General features: G+C 66.5%; 16 protein-coding genes. 15 read left to right on the top strand and 1 reads right to left on the bottom strand.

What is annotated here, in order from left to right; all coding sequences use genetic code 11:
• Position 1: 1 nt before the first annotated feature.
• The gene (locus ACQGNJ_RS17240) at positions 2-439 is read right to left on the bottom strand and encodes a hypothetical protein (RefSeq protein WP_426690471.1); all 438 of its coding nucleotides are present in this window, start codon (positions 437-439) and stop codon (positions 2-4) included.
• A gap of 311 nt (positions 440-750) precedes the next feature.
• Between ACQGNJ_RS17240 and ACQGNJ_RS17245 the strand changes: the two genes are divergently transcribed.
• From ACQGNJ_RS17245 to ACQGNJ_RS17315, 15 genes are all read left to right on the top strand, one after another.
• Positions 751-1,233, top strand: a complete 483-nt coding sequence (locus ACQGNJ_RS17245) for a hypothetical protein (RefSeq protein ID WP_426690472.1) — start codon at positions 751-753, stop codon at positions 1,231-1,233.
• A gap of 68 nt (positions 1,234-1,301) precedes the next feature.
• Positions 1,302-1,601: a hypothetical protein gene (locus ACQGNJ_RS17250; protein WP_426690473.1), complete on the top strand. Its 300-nt coding sequence runs from the start codon at positions 1,302-1,304 to the stop codon at positions 1,599-1,601.
• Positions 1,602-1,756: 155 nt separating this feature from the next.
• Positions 1,757-2,203 (top strand): hypothetical protein, encoded by a 447-nt coding sequence (locus ACQGNJ_RS17255; RefSeq protein WP_426690474.1) that lies wholly within the window; start codon positions 1,757-1,759, stop codon positions 2,201-2,203.
• Between the two features lie 231 nt (positions 2,204-2,434).
• The gene (locus tag ACQGNJ_RS17260) at positions 2,435-2,893 is read left to right on the top strand and encodes a hypothetical protein (protein WP_426690475.1); all 459 of its coding nucleotides are present in this window, start codon (positions 2,435-2,437) and stop codon (positions 2,891-2,893) included.
• Between the two features lie 445 nt (positions 2,894-3,338).
• Positions 3,339-4,940, top strand: a complete 1,602-nt coding sequence (locus tag ACQGNJ_RS17265) for a 2-isopropylmalate synthase (protein WP_426690476.1) — start codon at positions 3,339-3,341, stop codon at positions 4,938-4,940.
• The gene (locus tag ACQGNJ_RS17270) at positions 4,937-5,920 is read left to right on the top strand and encodes a branched-chain amino acid transaminase (protein WP_426690477.1); all 984 of its coding nucleotides are present in this window, start codon (positions 4,937-4,939) and stop codon (positions 5,918-5,920) included. Before ACQGNJ_RS17265 ends, ACQGNJ_RS17270 begins: the two co-directional genes overlap by 4 nt.
• Positions 5,917-7,329, top strand: coding sequence for a 3-isopropylmalate dehydratase large subunit (gene leuC, locus ACQGNJ_RS17275; protein ID WP_426690478.1), 1,413 nt, complete (start codon positions 5,917-5,919; stop codon positions 7,327-7,329). Before ACQGNJ_RS17270 ends, leuC begins: the two co-directional genes overlap by 4 nt.
• Positions 7,330-7,468: 139 nt before the next feature.
• Entirely contained in the window at positions 7,469-8,053 is a 585-nt protein-coding gene (gene leuD, locus ACQGNJ_RS17280; protein ID WP_426690479.1) for a 3-isopropylmalate dehydratase small subunit, read from the top strand.
• Positions 8,050-9,147 (top strand): 3-isopropylmalate dehydrogenase, encoded by a 1,098-nt coding sequence (leuB, locus tag ACQGNJ_RS17285; protein ID WP_426690480.1) that lies wholly within the window; start codon positions 8,050-8,052, stop codon positions 9,145-9,147. Before leuD ends, leuB begins: the two co-directional genes overlap by 4 nt.
• Before the next feature lie 327 nt (positions 9,148-9,474).
• Complete coding sequence (gene ilvD, locus ACQGNJ_RS17290; protein ID WP_426690481.1) at positions 9,475-11,178, top strand: dihydroxy-acid dehydratase; 1,704 nt, start codon at positions 9,475-9,477, stop codon at positions 11,176-11,178.
• A complete protein-coding gene (ilvC, locus tag ACQGNJ_RS17295; protein ID WP_426690482.1) occupies positions 11,175-12,185 on the top strand; it encodes a ketol-acid reductoisomerase in 1,011 nt (336 codons plus the stop codon). The genes ilvD and ilvC overlap by 4 nt, the downstream gene beginning before the upstream one ends.
• Positions 12,186-12,372: 187 nt before the next feature.
• On the top strand, positions 12,373-14,229 hold the full coding sequence (gene ilvB, locus ACQGNJ_RS17300; protein ID WP_426690483.1) for a biosynthetic-type acetolactate synthase large subunit: 1,857 nt from the start codon (positions 12,373-12,375) through the stop codon (positions 14,227-14,229).
• Between the two features lie 23 nt (positions 14,230-14,252).
• Entirely contained in the window at positions 14,253-14,501 is a 249-nt protein-coding gene (gene ilvN / locus ACQGNJ_RS17305) for an acetolactate synthase small subunit (protein WP_426690484.1), read from the top strand.
• The gene (gene ilvA, locus ACQGNJ_RS17310; RefSeq protein WP_426690485.1) at positions 14,498-16,126 is read left to right on the top strand and encodes a threonine ammonia-lyase, biosynthetic; all 1,629 of its coding nucleotides are present in this window, start codon (positions 14,498-14,500) and stop codon (positions 16,124-16,126) included. The genes ilvN and ilvA overlap by 4 nt, the downstream gene beginning before the upstream one ends.
• A 200-nt stretch (positions 16,127-16,326) precedes the next feature.
• Entirely contained in the window at positions 16,327-17,565 is a 1,239-nt protein-coding gene (locus tag ACQGNJ_RS17315) for a hypothetical protein (protein WP_426690486.1), read from the top strand.
• Positions 17,566-17,567: the final 2 nt, after the last annotated feature.

The raw sequence follows: 17,567 nt of genomic DNA on the forward strand, positions 1-17,567 counted from the left end.
ATCAGCTTCGCGGCCGCTCACTCTGCTGGTTTCCAGCAGCCTTCATGGGCTTGCCATGGAGACGAAATTCGCCAGGCCGGACCGAACAGCCCAATTCCGGTCGCGGCCAAAAGGGCACGAGGCTGACCCGGAGTCGAGGGCCAAAGCTGTGATGATCGATCGTATCGCTGGAGCTTCGAGCCACAACCCCCATTCTTTTGGGCGGTGGTGCTGGCGCCATTGCCCGCGCCCTTGCCGCAAGTGCCTGGAAGGCGATCTTGGCCAGTGCGCCCGCATCGGCAGCGATGATCGGCTGGCGTCCACGCCAGGCGCAGAGGCGTATGGACGCCTGGCCGCCCATATATTCAAAAGATGTCGTTGGCACTTGATGGCAAGCGCCGCTATCGACGCGCTTTCGAACCTGCGTGAGGTTGATCACCTGTCGCAGCGCAACAGTCATCGCGGTATCGCCAGGGAAACCCGCCTCACGGCTGTTGCCGGCCGCCGGCTCGCGACGCGCCCCTCTTGCCCTGGCGCTCCTGCTCCCGAATGACACGGGAGCAGCGATTGAGAATCGCCAGAAGCCAAGTCGCATGGCCCTCCCGCGATGGCGGCTGCTGGCAGCCCGATCAAACCGCTTGCATCCGGGTACTCCCGGGTTTAGTTTTCGGGTGGAGCCCGCAGACCGGACGCCGAGACCCGCTGCCAGCAGGGCAGTCAGCCCATGCCGGTTCGATGGCACGCTTCATTTTTCTATGGAGGGAGCACCCCATGAAGAGGTTGACGATCACCTTTGCCTTGGTCGCGCTCGCAGCGCCTGCGCTGCACGCACAAGAGTCGCATGCACAGGACCCCAGTGACTTGAGCCGGCTCTCGCATTCGGCATACGACATTCAGCAGAGCGAGTCTCGCATGCGGGCGAACTGGTACAACGATTTGCAGCACAACGACCGCCAGACCTCGATCAATTCCCTGGCCAATCTCAACAAGCTGCGCGTCAAGCTCGCAGAAGCCTGGCAAGCGCTTGGACTGTCGTCCCCGGCGGCCAAGATGGTCGCGGCTGCCTATAACCCGAATTTTTCGTTGAACTCCCGACGCGCCTCGCTGCAAGGCATGTCCGATGACCAGATCGCAGCACTGATCCGTTCGTCGCTGGCAAAAAAGGACTATCTGCTGGCGAACCAGACGCTGATCGACTTCCAGACAAAGCGATCAAGGCTCGGCACAGACCCGTCGCCGGATGGCCAGCACTGATCTGCTGGTGCCCGAAAGGTTCGTGGGACGCGCAGGCAGGCAACCGGCTTAATGACGGCAACGCTCTGATGGAACTGAGGGAGCACCGGGCAAGGTTCGCGTGGGCCTGGCAAACCTCTGGGCCGTCGCCGCAGACAGCCCATGCGGTGGCCGACGCCTATCGGCTGGAGTCGGCGCACAACGCCGCACCTCTCTCGCTAGGGGGCAAAAACAGCCAGGAGGTCGCCACCCCGCTCCAGGCGGCGCCTGCCAAGAAGGACTTTATGCTCGCCAATCAGATGTACGTCGCCTATCAGCGTCAGCAGTTGCGCACGACGTCGGAAATTCTCCAGCCAACCGTGACTGATGTCATTTCCACAACCACCTGACGCAGATGACGGCGGAAAGTGTTTTCGCAGTCTTCACGGCTTGGCCGCAGCGTCTTGGCCAGCCAGGAGCCGGATCAGCCGGGACGGGCACGGCAGACCCCCGGCTGTGTGGACTTTCGCTACACGATGCCCATCAATCACGGAGGAAAGACGAAATGATGAAACTGATTTTGATCTGCGCGTTTGCTGTACTGGCATGCACCTCACTCCATGCGCAGAACACCGAATCCAATTACGACCTTCAACAAAGCACGATGCGCATCGATCAGAACGTGAACAGCGATTTTCAGCAACGTTATAGTCATAACTACGTCAATTCCCTGGTCGATCTGACCAAGCTTCGCGACAATCTGGCGCAGGCCTGGCAAAGCCTCGGCTTGTCAGCCCAAGCGGCGCAAGCGGTGGCTAACGCTTATAAACCGAATCTTGCGAGGGGGATTCATCACGACTCCCTTAGCGGCAAGAGCAGCCAGGAAATCGCAACCATGCTCCAATCTGCCCTGACCAAGGGGGACTACATGATGGCCAACCAGACGCTCATTGACTACGAACAGAATCAGGTGCGCATAGGAACGCACAGGTCACCGGGTAGCCGCCACTGAGACTTTCTTCGCGACCCTCAGGCAGGGTGTAAAGGACCGCTTCCCGGTGCCGGACCTCCCGCCCACGCGACCGAACTCACTTGCAGCTGCAGCTTCCTGGCGCAAGGTTCCCGATCGAGACCTGCTTGACTGCGGGCAATGGCTGAACGAGACGGCGAGCACGACGACCCGCGAGAGACGGCTCTGCGCCTTCGATACTTGAGCAACAGCTCCAACCGAAGAGGTACCAATATGAAGGGACCAACCACTATCGGCGTGCTTGTCGTGCTGGCAGGAACTGCATTCTGTGAGCAGAACGCTCTGGCGCAATCCCAGTCAGCGTATAACCTCCAGCAGAACGACATGCGCAACCAGCAGGGTGTGGACAACAGTTTCAGGCAAGGCGATCGGCAGACCTATGTCAACTCGCTAGCCAACCTGACCAAGCTTCGCAGCAAACTCGCCGAAGCCTGGCAACGCCTTGGCATGTCGCCACAGGCCGCCCAGGCAGTGGCGAGCGCCTACCAACCGAGCCTTGCGCAGAACGTCCATCACGATTCCTTGCACGGCAAGAGCAGCCAGGAAGTCGCGACCATGCTCCAGGCCGCCCTGGCCAAGAAGGACTATATGCTGGCCAACCAGACACTCATCGACTATGAGCGTGATCAGGCGCACGTGGGATCGAACACGTCTCCTACTGGCCGCCATTGAATCCTCCTCTGCCACCGCTCTGGCAAAGCTTCCCTGAGCCAAGTCCTCTCCGCGCCTGAGCCGGGTACCGGCGGGCCTGACGCGCCCCTGTCATCTGGACATCTGGACGTCTGTATGTCCGTTTTATGCGGAAGTCGGCACAAGTTGAAGAAAAGTGTTGACAAGGTCATTTGAACTGACGTACGTTCGATCACATGTCGCAGCGCAACAGCCACCACAGCATCGCCAAGGAAAACCGTCTCCTGACGGTTGCCGGCTTGCTGCAGGCTCGCGGCACGCTCCTTCTTGCCCTCGTACTCGTACTCCTCATTACCAACGGAGGTGCGGGCTGAGGGCACGTGTCCAGGTAGCTAGAAAGACCTGAAAACACCCAAAGAACCCCGCACCCGGAAACGGATGCGGGGTTTTTTTGTGCCTTCGGCGCCGCCCACACAGCGGAGCCATGATGAAAAACCCCGACCAGCAAAATGCCCCGACCGGCGACGAGGTAGTCGCCGAACGCGTGCGGATCTTCGACACCACCTTGCGCGACGGCGAGCAGGCGCCCGGTTTCTCGATGGACCGGCGCGCGAAACTGCGCATGGCGCAACAGCTCGAGGCGCTCGGCGTGGACGTGCTGGAAGCGGGTTTTCCGCAGGCCTCGCCGGACGATTTTGCTGCCGTTGCGGAGATCGCCGGTGCGCTGAAGAACACCACGGTATGCGGCCTGGCGCGCTGCCAGGACGGCGACATCGACAGCGCCGCCCGCGCACTGCAGTCGGCTCGCCATTCGCGCATCCACCTGTTCCTGTCGACCAGCCCGCTGCACCGCGAGCACAAGCTGGGCATGAGCAAGGCGCAGGTGCTGGACACCGCGGTGCGCGCGATCGAGCGGGCTCGCACGCTGTGCGACGAAGTGGAGTTTTCCGCCGAGGACGCGTTGCGCACCGAACCCGAATTCCTGGTCGAGGTGTTCAGCGCCGCGGTGGCCGCCGGTGCCACCACGCTGAACGCGCCGGACACCGTCGGCTACACCACGCCATCGGAAATCGTCGCGCTGTTCGAGTACTTGCGTCGGCACGTGAAGGGCGCAGACCAGGTGATCTTCTCCAGCCATTGCCACGACGACCTGGGCATGGCGGTGGCGAACAGCCTCGCCGCGGTGAGCGCCGGCGCGCGCCAGGTCGAATGCACCATCAACGGCATCGGCGAGCGCGCGGGCAACGCGGCGCTGGAAGAAGTGGTGATGGCGCTGAAGGTGCGCGCGCCGCACTTCGGCGTCGACAGCCGCGTCGACACCCGCCAGCTGTATCCGAGCTCGCGCCTGCTCAGCGAACTGACCGGCCAGACGGTGCCGCGCAACAAGGCGATCGTCGGTGCCAATGCATTTGCGCACGAGTCGGGCATCCATCAGCACGGCATGCTGAAGCACCGCGGCACCTACGAAATCATGCGGCCGCAGGACGTCGGCATCGCCGAGACCAGCCTGGTGATGGGCAAGCATTCCGGCCGCGCCGCCTTGCGCCAACGCCTGGACGCGATGGGCTACACCCCGGATGACGCCGCGCTGGACGACATCTTCGCGCGTTTCAAGACACTGGCCGACCACGGCCGCGAGCTGCACGACGAAGACCTGGAAGCGCTGGCGCTCGGCCACGACCCGCACGCCACCGGCCCATGGCATCTGGTGCAACTGCATGCCAACTCGCATTTGGGCGGCAACGCTTCGGCCTCGGTGAAGCTGGCCCATGACGACGGCCATCAGGTCGGCGAGGCGGCGATCGGCGACGGCCCGGTCGACGCGGTGCTGCGCGCGATCGAGCGCGCCACCGGCACCCCGCTGGAACTGACCCGCTTCCAGATCGACGCACTGGGTGAAGGCGCCGACGCCGAAGGCCACGCGCAATTGAGCGCCCGCCATGCCGCGCGCACCTGGCGCGGTCACGGCAGCAGCACCGACATCGTCGAAGCCGCCGCGCTGGCCGCGCTGGTCATTGTCAACCGGATCGAACGCCAGACGCCAACCACCGTTTCCGTTATCGCACGCGCCCGCGGAGCCACCGCATGAGCAACCCGACCTTCCTCTGGCACAACGGCCGGATCAAGCCCTGGACCGAGGCCAATGTCCACGTCAGCGCACACGCTCTGCACTACGGCTCGTCGGTGTTCGAGGGCGAGCGGGTCTACGCCACGCCGCGCGGCCCGGCCTACTTTCGGCTGGCCGATCACACCCGGCGGCTGTTCGAATCGGCGCGCGTGTACGAGATCGATGTGGGCTACAGCGAAGACGAGATCAACGCCGCCTGCCTGGAACTGGTCCGCGCCAACGCGATGCCGTCGGCCTATGTGCGACCGATCGTGTTCCGCGGCGCCGGCGGCCTGGGCGTGCTGGCAAAGCCGGACGCTCCGGTCGAAGTGGCGCTGATCGCGTTGAACTGGGGCGCCTACCTGGGCGAGGCCGCCGAGCGCGGCGCCGACGTCTGCGTGTCGTCGTGGAACCGGCCCGCACCGAACACCCTGCCGAGCTGGGCCAAGGCCGGCGGCAACTACCTCAACAGCCAGCTGGTCGGGCTGGAGGCGCGCCGCAACGGCTACGACGAAGGCATCGCGCTGGGCCACAACGGCCTGCTCAGCGAAGGTGCCGGCGAGAACATCTTCCTGGTCAAGCGCGGCAAGCTGCTCACCCCGCCGTCCAGCGCGGGCATCCTGGCCGGCATCACCCGCGACAGCGTGATCAGCCTCGCTGCCGACCTCGGCATCGCGGTGGAAGAACGCGACCTGCCGCGCGAAGCGCTGTATTCGGCCGACGAGGTGTTCATGACCGGCACCGCCGCCGAGATCACGCCGGTGCGCTCGGTCGACCGCAAGGCGATCGGCAAGGGCGCGCCCGGGCCGGTGACGAAGCAGTTGCAGCAGGCGTTCTTCGGCCTGTTCGACGGGCGCACCGAAGACCGTTGGAACTGGCTGGAGTTGGTCAACGCGGCACCGACCGCCGTGGGTGAGCGCGTGCAAGAACGCGCGCACGACATGACGGAGGCAGCGGCATGAACCCGCAGACCCTGTTCGAAAAGGTCTGGGACGCCCACGTCGTCGCCGCGGAAACTGCCGACACGCCGGCGGTGATCTACGTCGACCTGCACCTGGTGCATGAAGTCACCTCGCCGCAGGCGTTCAGCGAACTGCGCGCGCGCGGACTGAAGCTGCGCCGGCCCGACCGCATGCTGGCCACGCTGGATCACTCCACGCCGACCCTGCCCACGAATGCCGACGGCAGCCGTCCGTATGCGAACGCCGAAGCACAGGCGCAGGTCGTGCAGCTGGAAACCAACTGTCGCGAGTTCGGTGTCGAGCTGCACGGCTGGGACAGCGCCGACCGCGGCATCGTGCACGTGATCGGCCCCGAGCTTGGCGCCACCCAGCCCGGCATGACCATCGTCTGCGGCGACAGCCACACCTCCACTCACGGTGCATTCGGCGCACTGGCGTTCGGCATCGGCACCACCGAGGTCGGCCATGTGATGGCCACGCAGTGCCTGCTGCAGCGCAGGCCGAAGACCATGGCAATCCACGTCGACGGCCAGCTGCCGCCGGGCGTGGGTGCGAAGGATCTGATCCTGCACATCATCGGCACGATCGGCGTCGATGGCGGCACCGGCTATGTACTCGAGTACCGCGGCGCGGCGATCGAGGCGCTGTCGATGGACGAGCGCATGACCGTCTGCAACATGTCGATCGAGGCCGGCGCGCGCGCCGGGCTGATCGCGCCGGACGAGACCACGTTTACCTGGCTGAAGGGCCGACCGCGCGTGCCGCAGGGTGCAGCTTGGGACCCGGCGGTGGCGAAGTGGCGTGCATTGCGCAGCGACGATGGCGCGCACTACGACCGCGAAGTACGCATCGACGCGAGCGCCGTGAAACCCACCGTCACCTACGGCACCCATCCAGGCATGGCGATCGCGATGGATGCGCCGGTGCCGACGGCCACCAACGCGCAGGAACGCCGCGCGCTCGACTACATGCAGAGCAAGCCCGGCCAGCCGATGCAGGGCACGCCGGTCGACGTGGTGTTCGTCGGCAGCTGCACCAACTCGCGCCTGTCCGACCTGCGCGAAGCGGCGCGCGTGCTGCACGGCCGTCGGATTGCCAGTGGCGTGCGCATGCTGGTGGTGCCCGGCTCCGAGGCGGTGCGCCGCGACGCCGAGCGCGAAGGCCTGCACCACGTGTTCACCGCCGCCGGCGCCGAGTGGCGCGTACCCGGCTGCTCGATGTGCATCGCGATGAACGGCGACCTGGCGCAGCCGGGCCAGCTGGTGGTGAGCACCTCCAACCGCAACTTCGAAGGTCGCCAGGGCAAGGGCGCGCGCACCGTGCTGGCCAGCCCGGCGACAGCTGCCGCAAGTGCGGTGGCCGGGCGCATTGCCGATCCACGCGAGTACCTGGTGGAGGTGGCGGCATGAGAGGCAGGAGTGGGGGTAGAGGAGTGAGAAGTGAGAGAGAGCAGGAGCCGCATGCCGGCGAGTTCTCTCTGCGCGCGCCCGCTCTTCGCCCTTCTCTCACTTCTCACTCCTCTCCACTCACTTCTCAGACGAGCCAGCCATGAATCCCATCACCCGCCTCCATTCCCGCACCGCCGTGCTGGCCGACGAGAACATCGACACCGACCGCATCATCCCGGCGCGCTTCCTCACCACCACCACCCGCGACGGACTGGGCAAGCTCTGCTTCCATGACTGGCGTTATCAGCCGGATGGCAACGACAACCCTGCCTTTCCGTTGAACCGGCCCGAAGCGAAGGGCTGCACGATCCTGGTTGCCGGACGCAATTTCGGTTGCGGCTCGTCGCGCGAACATGCGCCGTGGGCGCTGCTCGATTACGGCATCCAGGCCGTGCTGTGCAGCGAGATCGCCGACATCTTCCGCGGCAACGCGCTGAAGAACGGCCTGCTCGCCATCGTCATCGATGAACTTGAACACCGCTGGCTGCTCAAGCATCCGGGCATCGAGCTGAGCATCGACGTGCGCGAACAGTTCATCGCGCTGCCCGATGGTGGCCGCATTCCGTTCCGGCTGGACGCGTTCGCACGGCACTGCCTGCTCAACGGCGTCGATCAGCTGGGCTACCTGCTGCAACACGAAGACGCGATCACCTCTTACGAAAAACACCTGGAGCAAGCGGCATGAAGGCACGCATCGTTACCCTGCCCGGCGATGGCGTCGGCCCCGAGGTCACCGCCGCCGCGGTGGCGGTATTGAAAACGGTGGCCGCACGCTACGAACACGACTTCACGTTCGACGAGCAACTCATCGGCGGCAGCGCGATCGACTCCACCGGAGAGCCGCTGCCCGCCGCATCGCTGGCCGCCTGCCGATCCGCCGATGCGGTGCTGCTGGGCGCCGTCGGTGGACCGAAATGGTCCGACCCGAACGCGCCGGTGCGCCCCGAACAGGGCTTGCTGGCCCTGCGCGCCGCGCTCGGCGTCTACGCCAACCTGCGCCCGCTGCAGGTGCATCCGGCGCTGGCCAATCTGTCGCCGCTGAAGAACGACCGGCTGAAGCATGTCGACGTGCTGTTCGTGCGCGAACTCACCGGCGGTGCCTATTTCGGTGCGAAGACGCGCACGGCCGACGCCGCCACCGACGAGTGCAGATACACCGTGACCGAGATCGAGCGCGTGGTTCGTCGCGCGTTTGTGCTGGCGCGTGAGCGTCGGCAGCACCTCACCTCGGTCGACAAGGCCAACGTGCTGGAAACCTCGCGGCTGTGGCGCAGCACGGTGCAGCGCATCGCCGCCGACTACCCCGACGTGAAGGTCGAGCACCAGCTGGTCGACTCGATGGCGATGCTGCTGCTGACCCAGCCGAACCGCTACGACGTGGTGGTCACCGAGAACCTGTTCGGCGACATCCTCACCGACGAGGCCGCGGCGCTGGCCGGCTCGCTGGGCCTGTTGCCGTCGGCCTCGCTGGGCGACGGCAAGATCGGACTGTACGAGCCGATCCACGGCTCGGCCCCGGACATCGCCGGCACCGGCGTGGCCAATCCGGTCGGCGCGATCCTCTCCGCGGCGCTGCTGCTGCGCCATTCGCTGGGCCTGGAAGCCGAAGCGATCGCGGTGGAGTCGGCGGTGGAGAACGTATTGCGGCATGGCCCGCACAGTCGCGACATCGGCGGTCACGCCGGCACCGCCGAAGTGCGCGATGCCGTGCTCGCGGCCATCGAGGACCACGCCGACCGCGCGGCGGCGTTCTTTTGCGGAGCACGCGCATGCGGCTGATCCGACCAGGTTTCCCCGGCGGGCACACGGACGTACCCGCTCTTTCTGCTGCCCCCTGCGTGCCATCGGCACGGACGGCTGGTGGTCGTCGCGATGACGCCGTTGCCCTGTCCCGTCCGACCAACCTCCCTCAGCACGCCGGGGGCGCTTTTTTTGCAACCAGAGAGCCCTGCGATGAGTTCTCTCCGAGCGGCTTCAACGCGGCCCTCCGCTCCCCATCCGCCCCTGACTCGCACCATCCCTGGCGCTCGCCCTTCGGGCCGGCTTCGCCGTTCCGCCGGTGCATCCGCACCGGCAGGTCGGGGCACCCTCATTCGGAGGTGTTTCATGCGCAGTGACCTGATCAAGAGCGGCCCCGACCGCGCACCCGCCCGCGCCATGCTGCGCGCCACCGGCCTCGACGACGCGGCGATCGCCAGGCCGATCGTCGCCATCGTGCACACCTGGTCGAACGTCAGCCCGTGCAACCTCAACCTGCGCGAGCTGGCGGTCGAGGCCGCCGCTGGCGTGCGCGCCGCCGGCGGCACACCGGTCGAGTTCAACACCATCGCGGTGACCGACGGCATCGCCATGGGCACGCCGGGCATGCGTTCGTCGCTGATCAGCCGCGAAGTGATCACCGACTCGATCGAGCTGGCGGTGGACGGCCATTGCCTGGACGCGATGGTGGTGCTGTGCGGCTGCGACAAGACCATCCCGGCTGCCGCGATGGCGATGGCGCGGCTGGATATCCCGGCGGTGGCGCTGTACGGCGGCAGCATCGCGCACGGCACGCATGACCAGCATCCGATCACCATCCAGCAGGTGTTCGAGGCGGTCGGCGCGCACGGCGCGGGCAAGATCAGCGACGAGGAGCTAACCGCGGTGGAGCGCGACGCCTGTCCCGGCGCCGGTGCCTGCGGCGGCCAGTTCACCGCCAATACGATGGCGATGGTGCTGACCACGATGGGCTTGTCGCCGGTGGGCTTCAACGACATCCCGGCGACCCATCCGGCCAAGGGCGCGGCGGCCTTCCGTAGCGGCGAGCTGGTGATGGAATGCCTGCGCGAGAACCGCACGCCACGCGCGCTGATCACCCGCAGCTCGATGCGCAACGCCGCGCGCATGGTCGCCGCCACCGCCGGCTCCACCAACGCCGTGCTGCATCTGCTGGCGATCGCCCGCGAAGCCGGCGTCGAGTGGACGCTGGAGGATTTCGAGCCGGCCTCCGTGCACACGCCGGTGATCGCCGACCTGTTGCCCGGCGGGCGCTATACCGCGGTGGAACTGTTCGGTGCCGGCGGCAGTGCGCGCGTGGCGCAGGAGCTGATCGCCGCCGGCATGCTGGAGGACACGCCGACGGTCACCGGCCGCTCGCTGTTCACCGAGGTAACCGCGGCGCCGCGTGCCGCAGCCCAGGACGTGGTGCACCCGGTCAGCGATCCGCTGAAGCCGCGCGGCGGCTATTCGATCCTCTACGGCAATCTCGCGCCGGAAGGCTGCATCCTGAAGATTCCCGGCAGGAGCGGCAGTTTCGAAGGCATGGCGCGCGTGTTCGAGAGCGAGGAGGAGGCGTTCGCCGCGGTGCAGGGCGATCGTATCCACGCCGGCGACGTGCTGGTCATCCGCAACGAAGGCCCGGCCGGCGGCCCCGGCATGCGCGAAATGCTCGGCGTCACCGCCGCCCTGGTCGGTCGCGGCCTGGGCGATCACGTGGCGCTGATCACCGACGGCCGCTTCAGCGGCGCCACCCACGGCTTCATGGTCGGCCACGTCGCGCCGGAAGCGGCGCGCGGCGGTCCGATCGCGCTGCTGCGCGACGGCGACCGCATCGCCATCGATGCCGGCCAGCGCGAACTGCGCACAGACGCCGACCTCGTCGCGCGCCGCAAGAACTGGCAGGCGCCGGCGCCGAAAGTCAGTCGCGGCGCGCTGGCCAAATACGCATTGCTGGTCGGCTCCGCCTCCGACGGCGCCACCACCCATCCCGATACCCGCGTCGCCATCCGCACACCACTCACTGAAGCAGTTACCGAAGGAGCTACCGCATGAGCAGCAATACCACCCTCGCCAACTCCCGCATCGCCGTGCTCGGCTACGGCAGCCAGGGCCGCGCGCACGCGCTCAACCTGCGCGACTCCGGTCTCGATGTGGTGATTGGCCTGCGCCCGAACGGGCCGACCTCGCTCAAGGCCCGCGCCGACGGCTTCACCGTGCTCGATCCGGCCGAGGCCGTGCGTGGCGCCGACCTGGTCGCCGTGCTCACCCCCGACATGGTGCAGCCGGCGCTGTATCGCGACGCGATCGAACCGAACATCAAGTCCGGTGCGGCGCTGCTGTTCGCCCACGGCTTCAACGTGCACTTCAAGCAGATCAACCCGCGCAGCGACGTCGACGTGATCCTGGTCGCACCCAAGGGCCCCGGCGCACTGGTGCGTACCGAATACGAACGCGGGCGCGGCGTGCCGTGCATCTGGGCGGTGCACCAGGACGCCAGCGGCCAGGCCGAGGCAAGAACGAAGGCCTACGCCGACGGCATCGGCGGCGGCCGCGCGATGATCATCAAGACCGACTTCAAGGAAGAAACCGAGACCGACCTGTTCGGCGAGCAGGCGGTGCTGTGCGGCGGCGCCAGCGAACTGGTGATCAAGGGCTTCGAGACGCTGGTGGAAGCCGGCTACCAGCCGGAGATCGCCTATTACGAGGTGATGCACGAGCTGAAGCTGATCGTCGACCTGTTCTACGAGGGCGGCCTGAGCAAGATGCTGCAGTTCGTCTCCGAAACCGCGCAGTACGGCGACTACGTCAGCGGCCCGCGGGTGGTCGATGCCGGGGTGAAGGCGCGCATGAAGGAGGTGCTCACCGACATCCAGGACGGCACCTTCGCGCGCAACTGGACGGCCGAATACGCCGCCGGCCTGCCCAACTACAAGAAGTTCAAGCAGGCCGACCTCGAGCACCCGATCGAGCAGGTCGGCGCGAAGTTGCGCGCGCAGATGCCGTGGCTGCAGCCGACTTCCGCCGCGGTCTCCGCGACGCCGCTGAAGAAGGCCGGCTGATGCTCCTGGCTCCTCCCCCTGCATGGCCAGGGGGAGGCTGGGAGGGGGTAACGCTTTTGATCGTGAATCAAGGTCAAGAGCAACCCCACCCCGACCCTCCCCTGCAAGCAGGGGAGGGAGCACATCCGCCTGGCTCCATTCCTTGCACCGGGGACGGAGCACGACATCGAATTTGTGGGGATCTCTTGTGAATGCACCAGCACTGAAAGCCGATACCAAAACCGACCGGCATCCGCTGGCCGGTCGGAGCATGAGCGGCGCCGAAGTGATCGTGCAGGTACTCGCCGATGAAGGCGTGGATGTGATGTTCGGCTATTCCGGTGGCGCGATCCTGCCGGTGTACGACGCGGTATTCCGCTACAACGCGGAGCATCCGCGCGCCGACGGCAGCGAGCCGATGCCACTGGTGGTGCCGGCCAACGAACAGGGCGCGGGCTTCATGGCCGCCGGCTATTCGCGCGCCTCGGGCCGGGTCGGCGTGGCCGTGGTCACCTCCGGCCCCGGCGCCACCAACATGGTCACCCCGGTGCGCGACTCGATGGCCGACTCGATCCCGCTGGTGGTGATCTGCGGCCAGGTCGGCACCGCATCGATCGGCAGCGACGCGTTCCAGGAAGCGCCGATCAGCAACATCATGGGCGCGTGCGCCAAGCACGTGTTCCTGGTCACCGACGCCGCGCAACTGGAAGCGACCGTGCGCGCGGCGTTCACCCTGGCGCGCAGCGGCCGCCCCGGTCCGGTCGTGGTCGACGTGCCGAAGGATGTGCAGAACATGCCGCTGACCTGGCGCGGCAGCGGCGAGCTGGCGCTGGCCGGCTACCGTGCTCGGCTGCGTGCAGTGGAACAGTCCGCGCTGGCCGATGCCGACTGCGCCGCCTTCTTCGCCGCGCTGATGCAGTCGAAGCGACCGCTGATCTACGCCGGCGGCGGGGTGATTGCCGCAGCCGCGGCGGACGCCTTGCGTGCCTTCGTCGATGCGTTCGGCCTGCCGGTCACCACCACCCTGATGGGCCTGGGCGGCTTCGATACCACCGATCCACTGGCGCTGCACCTGCTCGGCATGCACGGCACCGCGTACGCCAACTACGCGGTGGAGGACTGCGACTTCGTGCTGGCACTGGGCGCGCGTTTCGACGATCGCGTCGCCGGCGTGCCGGACAAGTTTGCGCCGCGGGCCAAGTACATCGCCCAGATCGACATCGACCCGGCCGAGATCGGCAAGGTGAAGCCGGTCCACTGGCACCACATCGGCCCGCTGGCACGCGCACTGGAACGACTCACCGCCTACGGCCAGTCACACGGCTGGCGCCCGCAGCTAGACGCCTGGCATGCACATGTCGCTGAACTGAAGCGCGTGCATGCGCTGAACTACGACCGTGCCAGCGCCCTGATCCAGCCGTACGCGGTGATCGAGGCGATCAACCGCCACACCCAGGGGCGCGCCATCGTCAGCACCGGCGTCGGCCAGCACCAGATGTGGGCAGCGCAGTATTTTGATTTTCGCGCGCCACGCCATTGGCTCACCTCCGGCTCGATGGGCACGATGGGTTTCGGCCTGCCGGCGGCGATCGGCGCGCAATTCTCGCATCGCGACAAACTGGTGATCGACATCGATGGCGACGCCAGCATCCGCATGAACATCGGCGAGCTGGAAACCGTCACCACCTACAACCTGCCGCTGAAGGTGGTGGTGCTGAACAACGTGGGCGACGGCATGGTGCGGCAGTGGCAGAAGCTGTACTTCAAGGGCCGCTTCGCCTGCTCCGACAAGAGCCTGCACAGGAAGGACTTCGTGCTTGCCGCGCAGGCGGACGGCTTTGCCTGGGCCAGGCGGCTGGAACGCAACGACGCACTGGAAGCCACCATCGCCGATTTGCTCGCCTTCGACGGACCGGCCTTCCTCGAAGTGATGATCGATCCGGATGCCGGCGTGTATCCGATGGTCGGCCCCGGCGCCAGTTATGCCCAGATGATCACCGGCGATTTCATCGCCTCACGCACGGCGCCCGCCGCCAGCGAGGCTTCGCCGTCCCACATGTTCTAGCACCATCCACCGAGGGCTGCGTCATGCACCACACCTTGTCCATCCTGTTGCAAAACGAAGCCGGCGCGCTGGTGCGCGTGGCAGGGCTGTTCGCCGCCCGCGGCTACAACATCGACACGTTGACCGTCGCCGCCACGCACGACCCGGCGGTGTCGCGGCTGACCCTGAGCCTGCAGTGCGATGAGGCGGCACTGGGCCAGATCCTGCAGCAGACGCGCAAGCTGGTCGACGTGGTGCAGGTGGCCCATCCGGCGACGGCCCTCGCGGCGTGAGCGCGGTGGCGCCACTGGCCGTCGATGCTGACGGCGACCTGCTGGCGCAGATTGGTGCCGCGCGTGTTTATGAAGTGGCGCAGGAATCGGCACTGGAAATGGCGCCGCTGCTGTCCACGCGACTCGGCCAGCCGGTATGGCTGAAACGCGAAGACCAGCAGCCGGTGTTCTCGTTCAAGTTGCGCGGTGCGTACAACCGGATGGTGCAGCTCGACACCGCGCAGCGCGCCTGCGGCGTGGTTGCCGCCTCGGCCGGCAACCACGCGCAGGGCGTGGCGCTGGCGGCGGCGAAGCTGGGCATCCGCGCCACCATCGTGATGCCGGTGACCGCGCCGCAGGTGAAGGTCGACGCGGTGCGCCGTTTCGGCGGAGCGATGGTTGAGGTGGTACTGGCGGGTGATTCCTACAGCGATGCGCAGTTCGCCGCGGCACGCCTGCAGGCCGATCGTGGCGCGGTATTCGTGCATCCGTTCGACGACCTTGCGGTGATCGCCGGCCAGGGCACCATCGCGCTGGAAATCCTGCGCCAGCATCCCGGCCCGTTGCAGGCGGTGTTCGTGCCGGTCGGCGGCGGCGGCCTGCTCGCCGGCGTCGCCGCCTGCATCAAGACGCTGCGACCGGAGGTGCAGGTGATCGGCGTGCAGGCGGCGGACTCCGACGCGATGGCGCGCTCGCTGGAAGCCGACCAGCGTGTCGCGCTGGACGAAGTTGGTCTGTTCGCCGACGGCACGGCGGTGAAGCAGGTCGGCGCGTTGACTTTCGCGCTGTGCCGGCGGCATGTCGACGCGATGCTGCGGGTCGATGCCGACGCGATCTGCGCCGCGATCCGCGACATCTACCAGGACACCCGCAGCGTGCCGGAACCGTCCGGCGCGCTGGCGCTGGCCGGGCTGAAGCAATACGTCGCCGCGCACGGCGCCGGTGCCGGCGCACTGGTGGCGATCGTCTCCGGCGCCAACATGAATTTCGACCGTCTGCGCTTCGTCGCCGAGCGCGCCGAAGTCGGCGAACAGCGCGAGGCGGTGTTCGCGGTGACCATCCCGGAAGAGCGCGGCAGTTTCCGCCGCTTCTGCGTTGCCCTGGGCCGGCATGACATCACCGAATTCAACTACCGCATCGGCGACGCCCGCTCCGCGCACATCTTCGTCGGCGTGCGGATCGCCGGCAGTAACGAACGCGAGGCGCTGGCGGCGGCGTTCCGCGCGCAGCAATTCGACGTGCTCGACCTCACCGACGACGAACTGGCCAAGCTGCACCTGCGCCACATGATCGGCGGCCGTTCGCCGCTGGCTCGCGACGAACGGCTGTACCGCTTCGAATTCCCCGAGCGGCCCGGCGCGCTCACCCAGTTTCTCGGCCGGCTGCACCCGGACTGGAACATCAGCCTGTTCCACTACCGCAACCACGGTGCCGACCACGGCCGCATCCTGGTGGGCATCCAGGTGCCTGCCGCGGAGCAGCCGCTGTTCCAGCGCTTCCTTGCCACGCTTGGCTATCCGCACGTGGACGAGAGCGAACACCCCGCGTATCGACTGCTGCTGCGCGACCACCCGGTCGACGTGCCGCCGGTTTCGCAAGCGAGCCGGTCAAGCGCGGATATCCCGCATGACGACAGGCAAACCTGATCGAGCTTGTCGGCGAAACGCTCGGCATCGCCGAAACCGGAAAGCGAACCGTCCCTCGTCTTGCGGCGGTGTTATGTTCCGCCAGGGCACGGTCTTATCGACGCCTGTCCTTGCTGCTGTCCTGGTTGTTTCCAAGCTGGAAGCTGGACCACCGGCGACGCTCCGCCTGCGCCGCCACACCATCACAAGGATCCGTGACGATGAGTCGACAATTGCTGAGCCGTGAACAGTTGCGCCAGCGCGCCGCGCAAAACCATGCATGGCATGAAGCCGCGGCCAAGGCACCGCAGATCGCCGCCTTGTTCGGCACACAGAGCCCGGCATTCCGCACGCTCGACAAGAAGCTTGTTCTTAGCGACCCAGCCTTGCGGATGCTGTGCGCATTGAACGACTTCGACCGCCGCAAGGTGGCGGACGAGCTGCTGGAAATCGCCAAATACCCCAATCGGGTCGATGCCGACATTGGTCGCAGAAGCTGGTTCCAGCGGCTGCTTCCCACCCGGTATCCGTTCAAGGGCTATCACTACAAGATCAGCTACGCGATGAGGCCGGGCGAACCGGTGCTGATAGCGGACATTTTCATGGACCGGGAATTACTGCGACCGGATTTGCCGGATTCAGTGCAACGCAATGCGTTGTACCGCGTGGACAGAGCCGGTAGCGCCCGCTTTACGCCTGAGTTCAACCGCTTGGGCAACGAGCCCGGAGATGTCGTCGATGCTTTGGCTCGTAGTTGGGACACTAGAGCCCCCTTGCCTACCCATCGCGTTGACACCCTCCACGCGGCCGTCAACGGCATGCTGAATAACTTGGGCAAGGCTGCCTGGCTGATGGGCACGCACCTCGAAACGGCCTACACCCACGCGACCCATCCTGTGGACAGTTACACCCTGTTCCATAACCCCACCGACGGTGCGCGTCGGGATCTGTTCGAGTGCGCCTACGACAAGCAGAGCGTCGTTACCTGCAGTCTCAACAGCCAGCATCTGGCCGCCGTGCTCAAGGAGGCGCAACAGCGCGGCCACCGCACGCGCTGGGTGGCGCATAGCCAGGGTGCCATCATTTTCAGCACCGCCGTCGAGTTTGCATTGAAGCACTACGGCATGCGTCTGGATTGCCACAGCGTCTGCCTGCACAGCGCCGGCTGCAACATCAAGCGGGCCGAACTCACCTGCACCCGCGCCGGTATCACAATCGAGCACGTGCGCAACAATCCGTTCGACCTGGTGCCCAACCTTGCCGGTCCGAATGATCTCAGCCTGGGCGGGCTGGCGCGATCACTGAAGTTCCGCGGCCTGGTGCTCGGCGATGACCCACTCGCCAGTCCGCATTCGCTGCCCTATCTGGGTCTGGACACCTATGTGGAACAATTGGCGTTCACCGGCCATCATGAGCTTGCTCGTTATGCGCAGCAGTTCCACCCCTCCGAGATGGCCTGAGC

Origin of the sequence: Rhodanobacter ginsengiterrae (assembly GCF_050026815.1) — a bacterium.
Lineage (GTDB): Bacteria > Pseudomonadota > Gammaproteobacteria > Xanthomonadales > Rhodanobacteraceae > Rhodanobacter > Rhodanobacter ginsengiterrae.

What these genes read in the sequence shown, in the direction of transcription:
- ACQGNJ_RS17240 (WP_426690471.1), bottom strand. Translation starts at nt 439, where the DNA reads ATGACTGTTGCGCTGCGACAGGTGATCAACCTCACGCAGGTTCGAAAG.
- ACQGNJ_RS17245 (WP_426690472.1), top strand. Translation starts at nt 751, where the DNA reads ATGAAGAGGTTGACGATCACCTTTGCCTTGGTCGCGCTCGCAGCGCCT.
- ACQGNJ_RS17250 (WP_426690473.1), top strand. Translation starts at nt 1,302, where the DNA reads ATGGAACTGAGGGAGCACCGGGCAAGGTTCGCGTGGGCCTGGCAAACC.
- ACQGNJ_RS17255 (WP_426690474.1), top strand. Translation starts at nt 1,757, where the DNA reads ATGATGAAACTGATTTTGATCTGCGCGTTTGCTGTACTGGCATGCACC.
- ACQGNJ_RS17260 (WP_426690475.1), top strand. Translation starts at nt 2,435, where the DNA reads ATGAAGGGACCAACCACTATCGGCGTGCTTGTCGTGCTGGCAGGAACT.
- ACQGNJ_RS17265 (WP_426690476.1), top strand. Translation starts at nt 3,339, where the DNA reads ATGAAAAACCCCGACCAGCAAAATGCCCCGACCGGCGACGAGGTAGTC.
- ACQGNJ_RS17270 (WP_426690477.1), top strand. Translation starts at nt 4,937, where the DNA reads ATGAGCAACCCGACCTTCCTCTGGCACAACGGCCGGATCAAGCCCTGG.
- leuC (WP_426690478.1), top strand. Translation starts at nt 5,917, where the DNA reads ATGAACCCGCAGACCCTGTTCGAAAAGGTCTGGGACGCCCACGTCGTC.
- leuD (WP_426690479.1), top strand. Translation starts at nt 7,469, where the DNA reads ATGAATCCCATCACCCGCCTCCATTCCCGCACCGCCGTGCTGGCCGAC.
- leuB (WP_426690480.1), top strand. Translation starts at nt 8,050, where the DNA reads ATGAAGGCACGCATCGTTACCCTGCCCGGCGATGGCGTCGGCCCCGAG.
- ilvD (WP_426690481.1), top strand. Translation starts at nt 9,475, where the DNA reads ATGCGCAGTGACCTGATCAAGAGCGGCCCCGACCGCGCACCCGCCCGC.
- ilvC (WP_426690482.1), top strand. Translation starts at nt 11,175, where the DNA reads ATGAGCAGCAATACCACCCTCGCCAACTCCCGCATCGCCGTGCTCGGC.
- ilvN (WP_426690484.1), top strand. Translation starts at nt 14,253, where the DNA reads ATGCACCACACCTTGTCCATCCTGTTGCAAAACGAAGCCGGCGCGCTG.
- ACQGNJ_RS17315 (WP_426690486.1), top strand. Translation starts at nt 16,327, where the DNA reads ATGAGTCGACAATTGCTGAGCCGTGAACAGTTGCGCCAGCGCGCCGCG.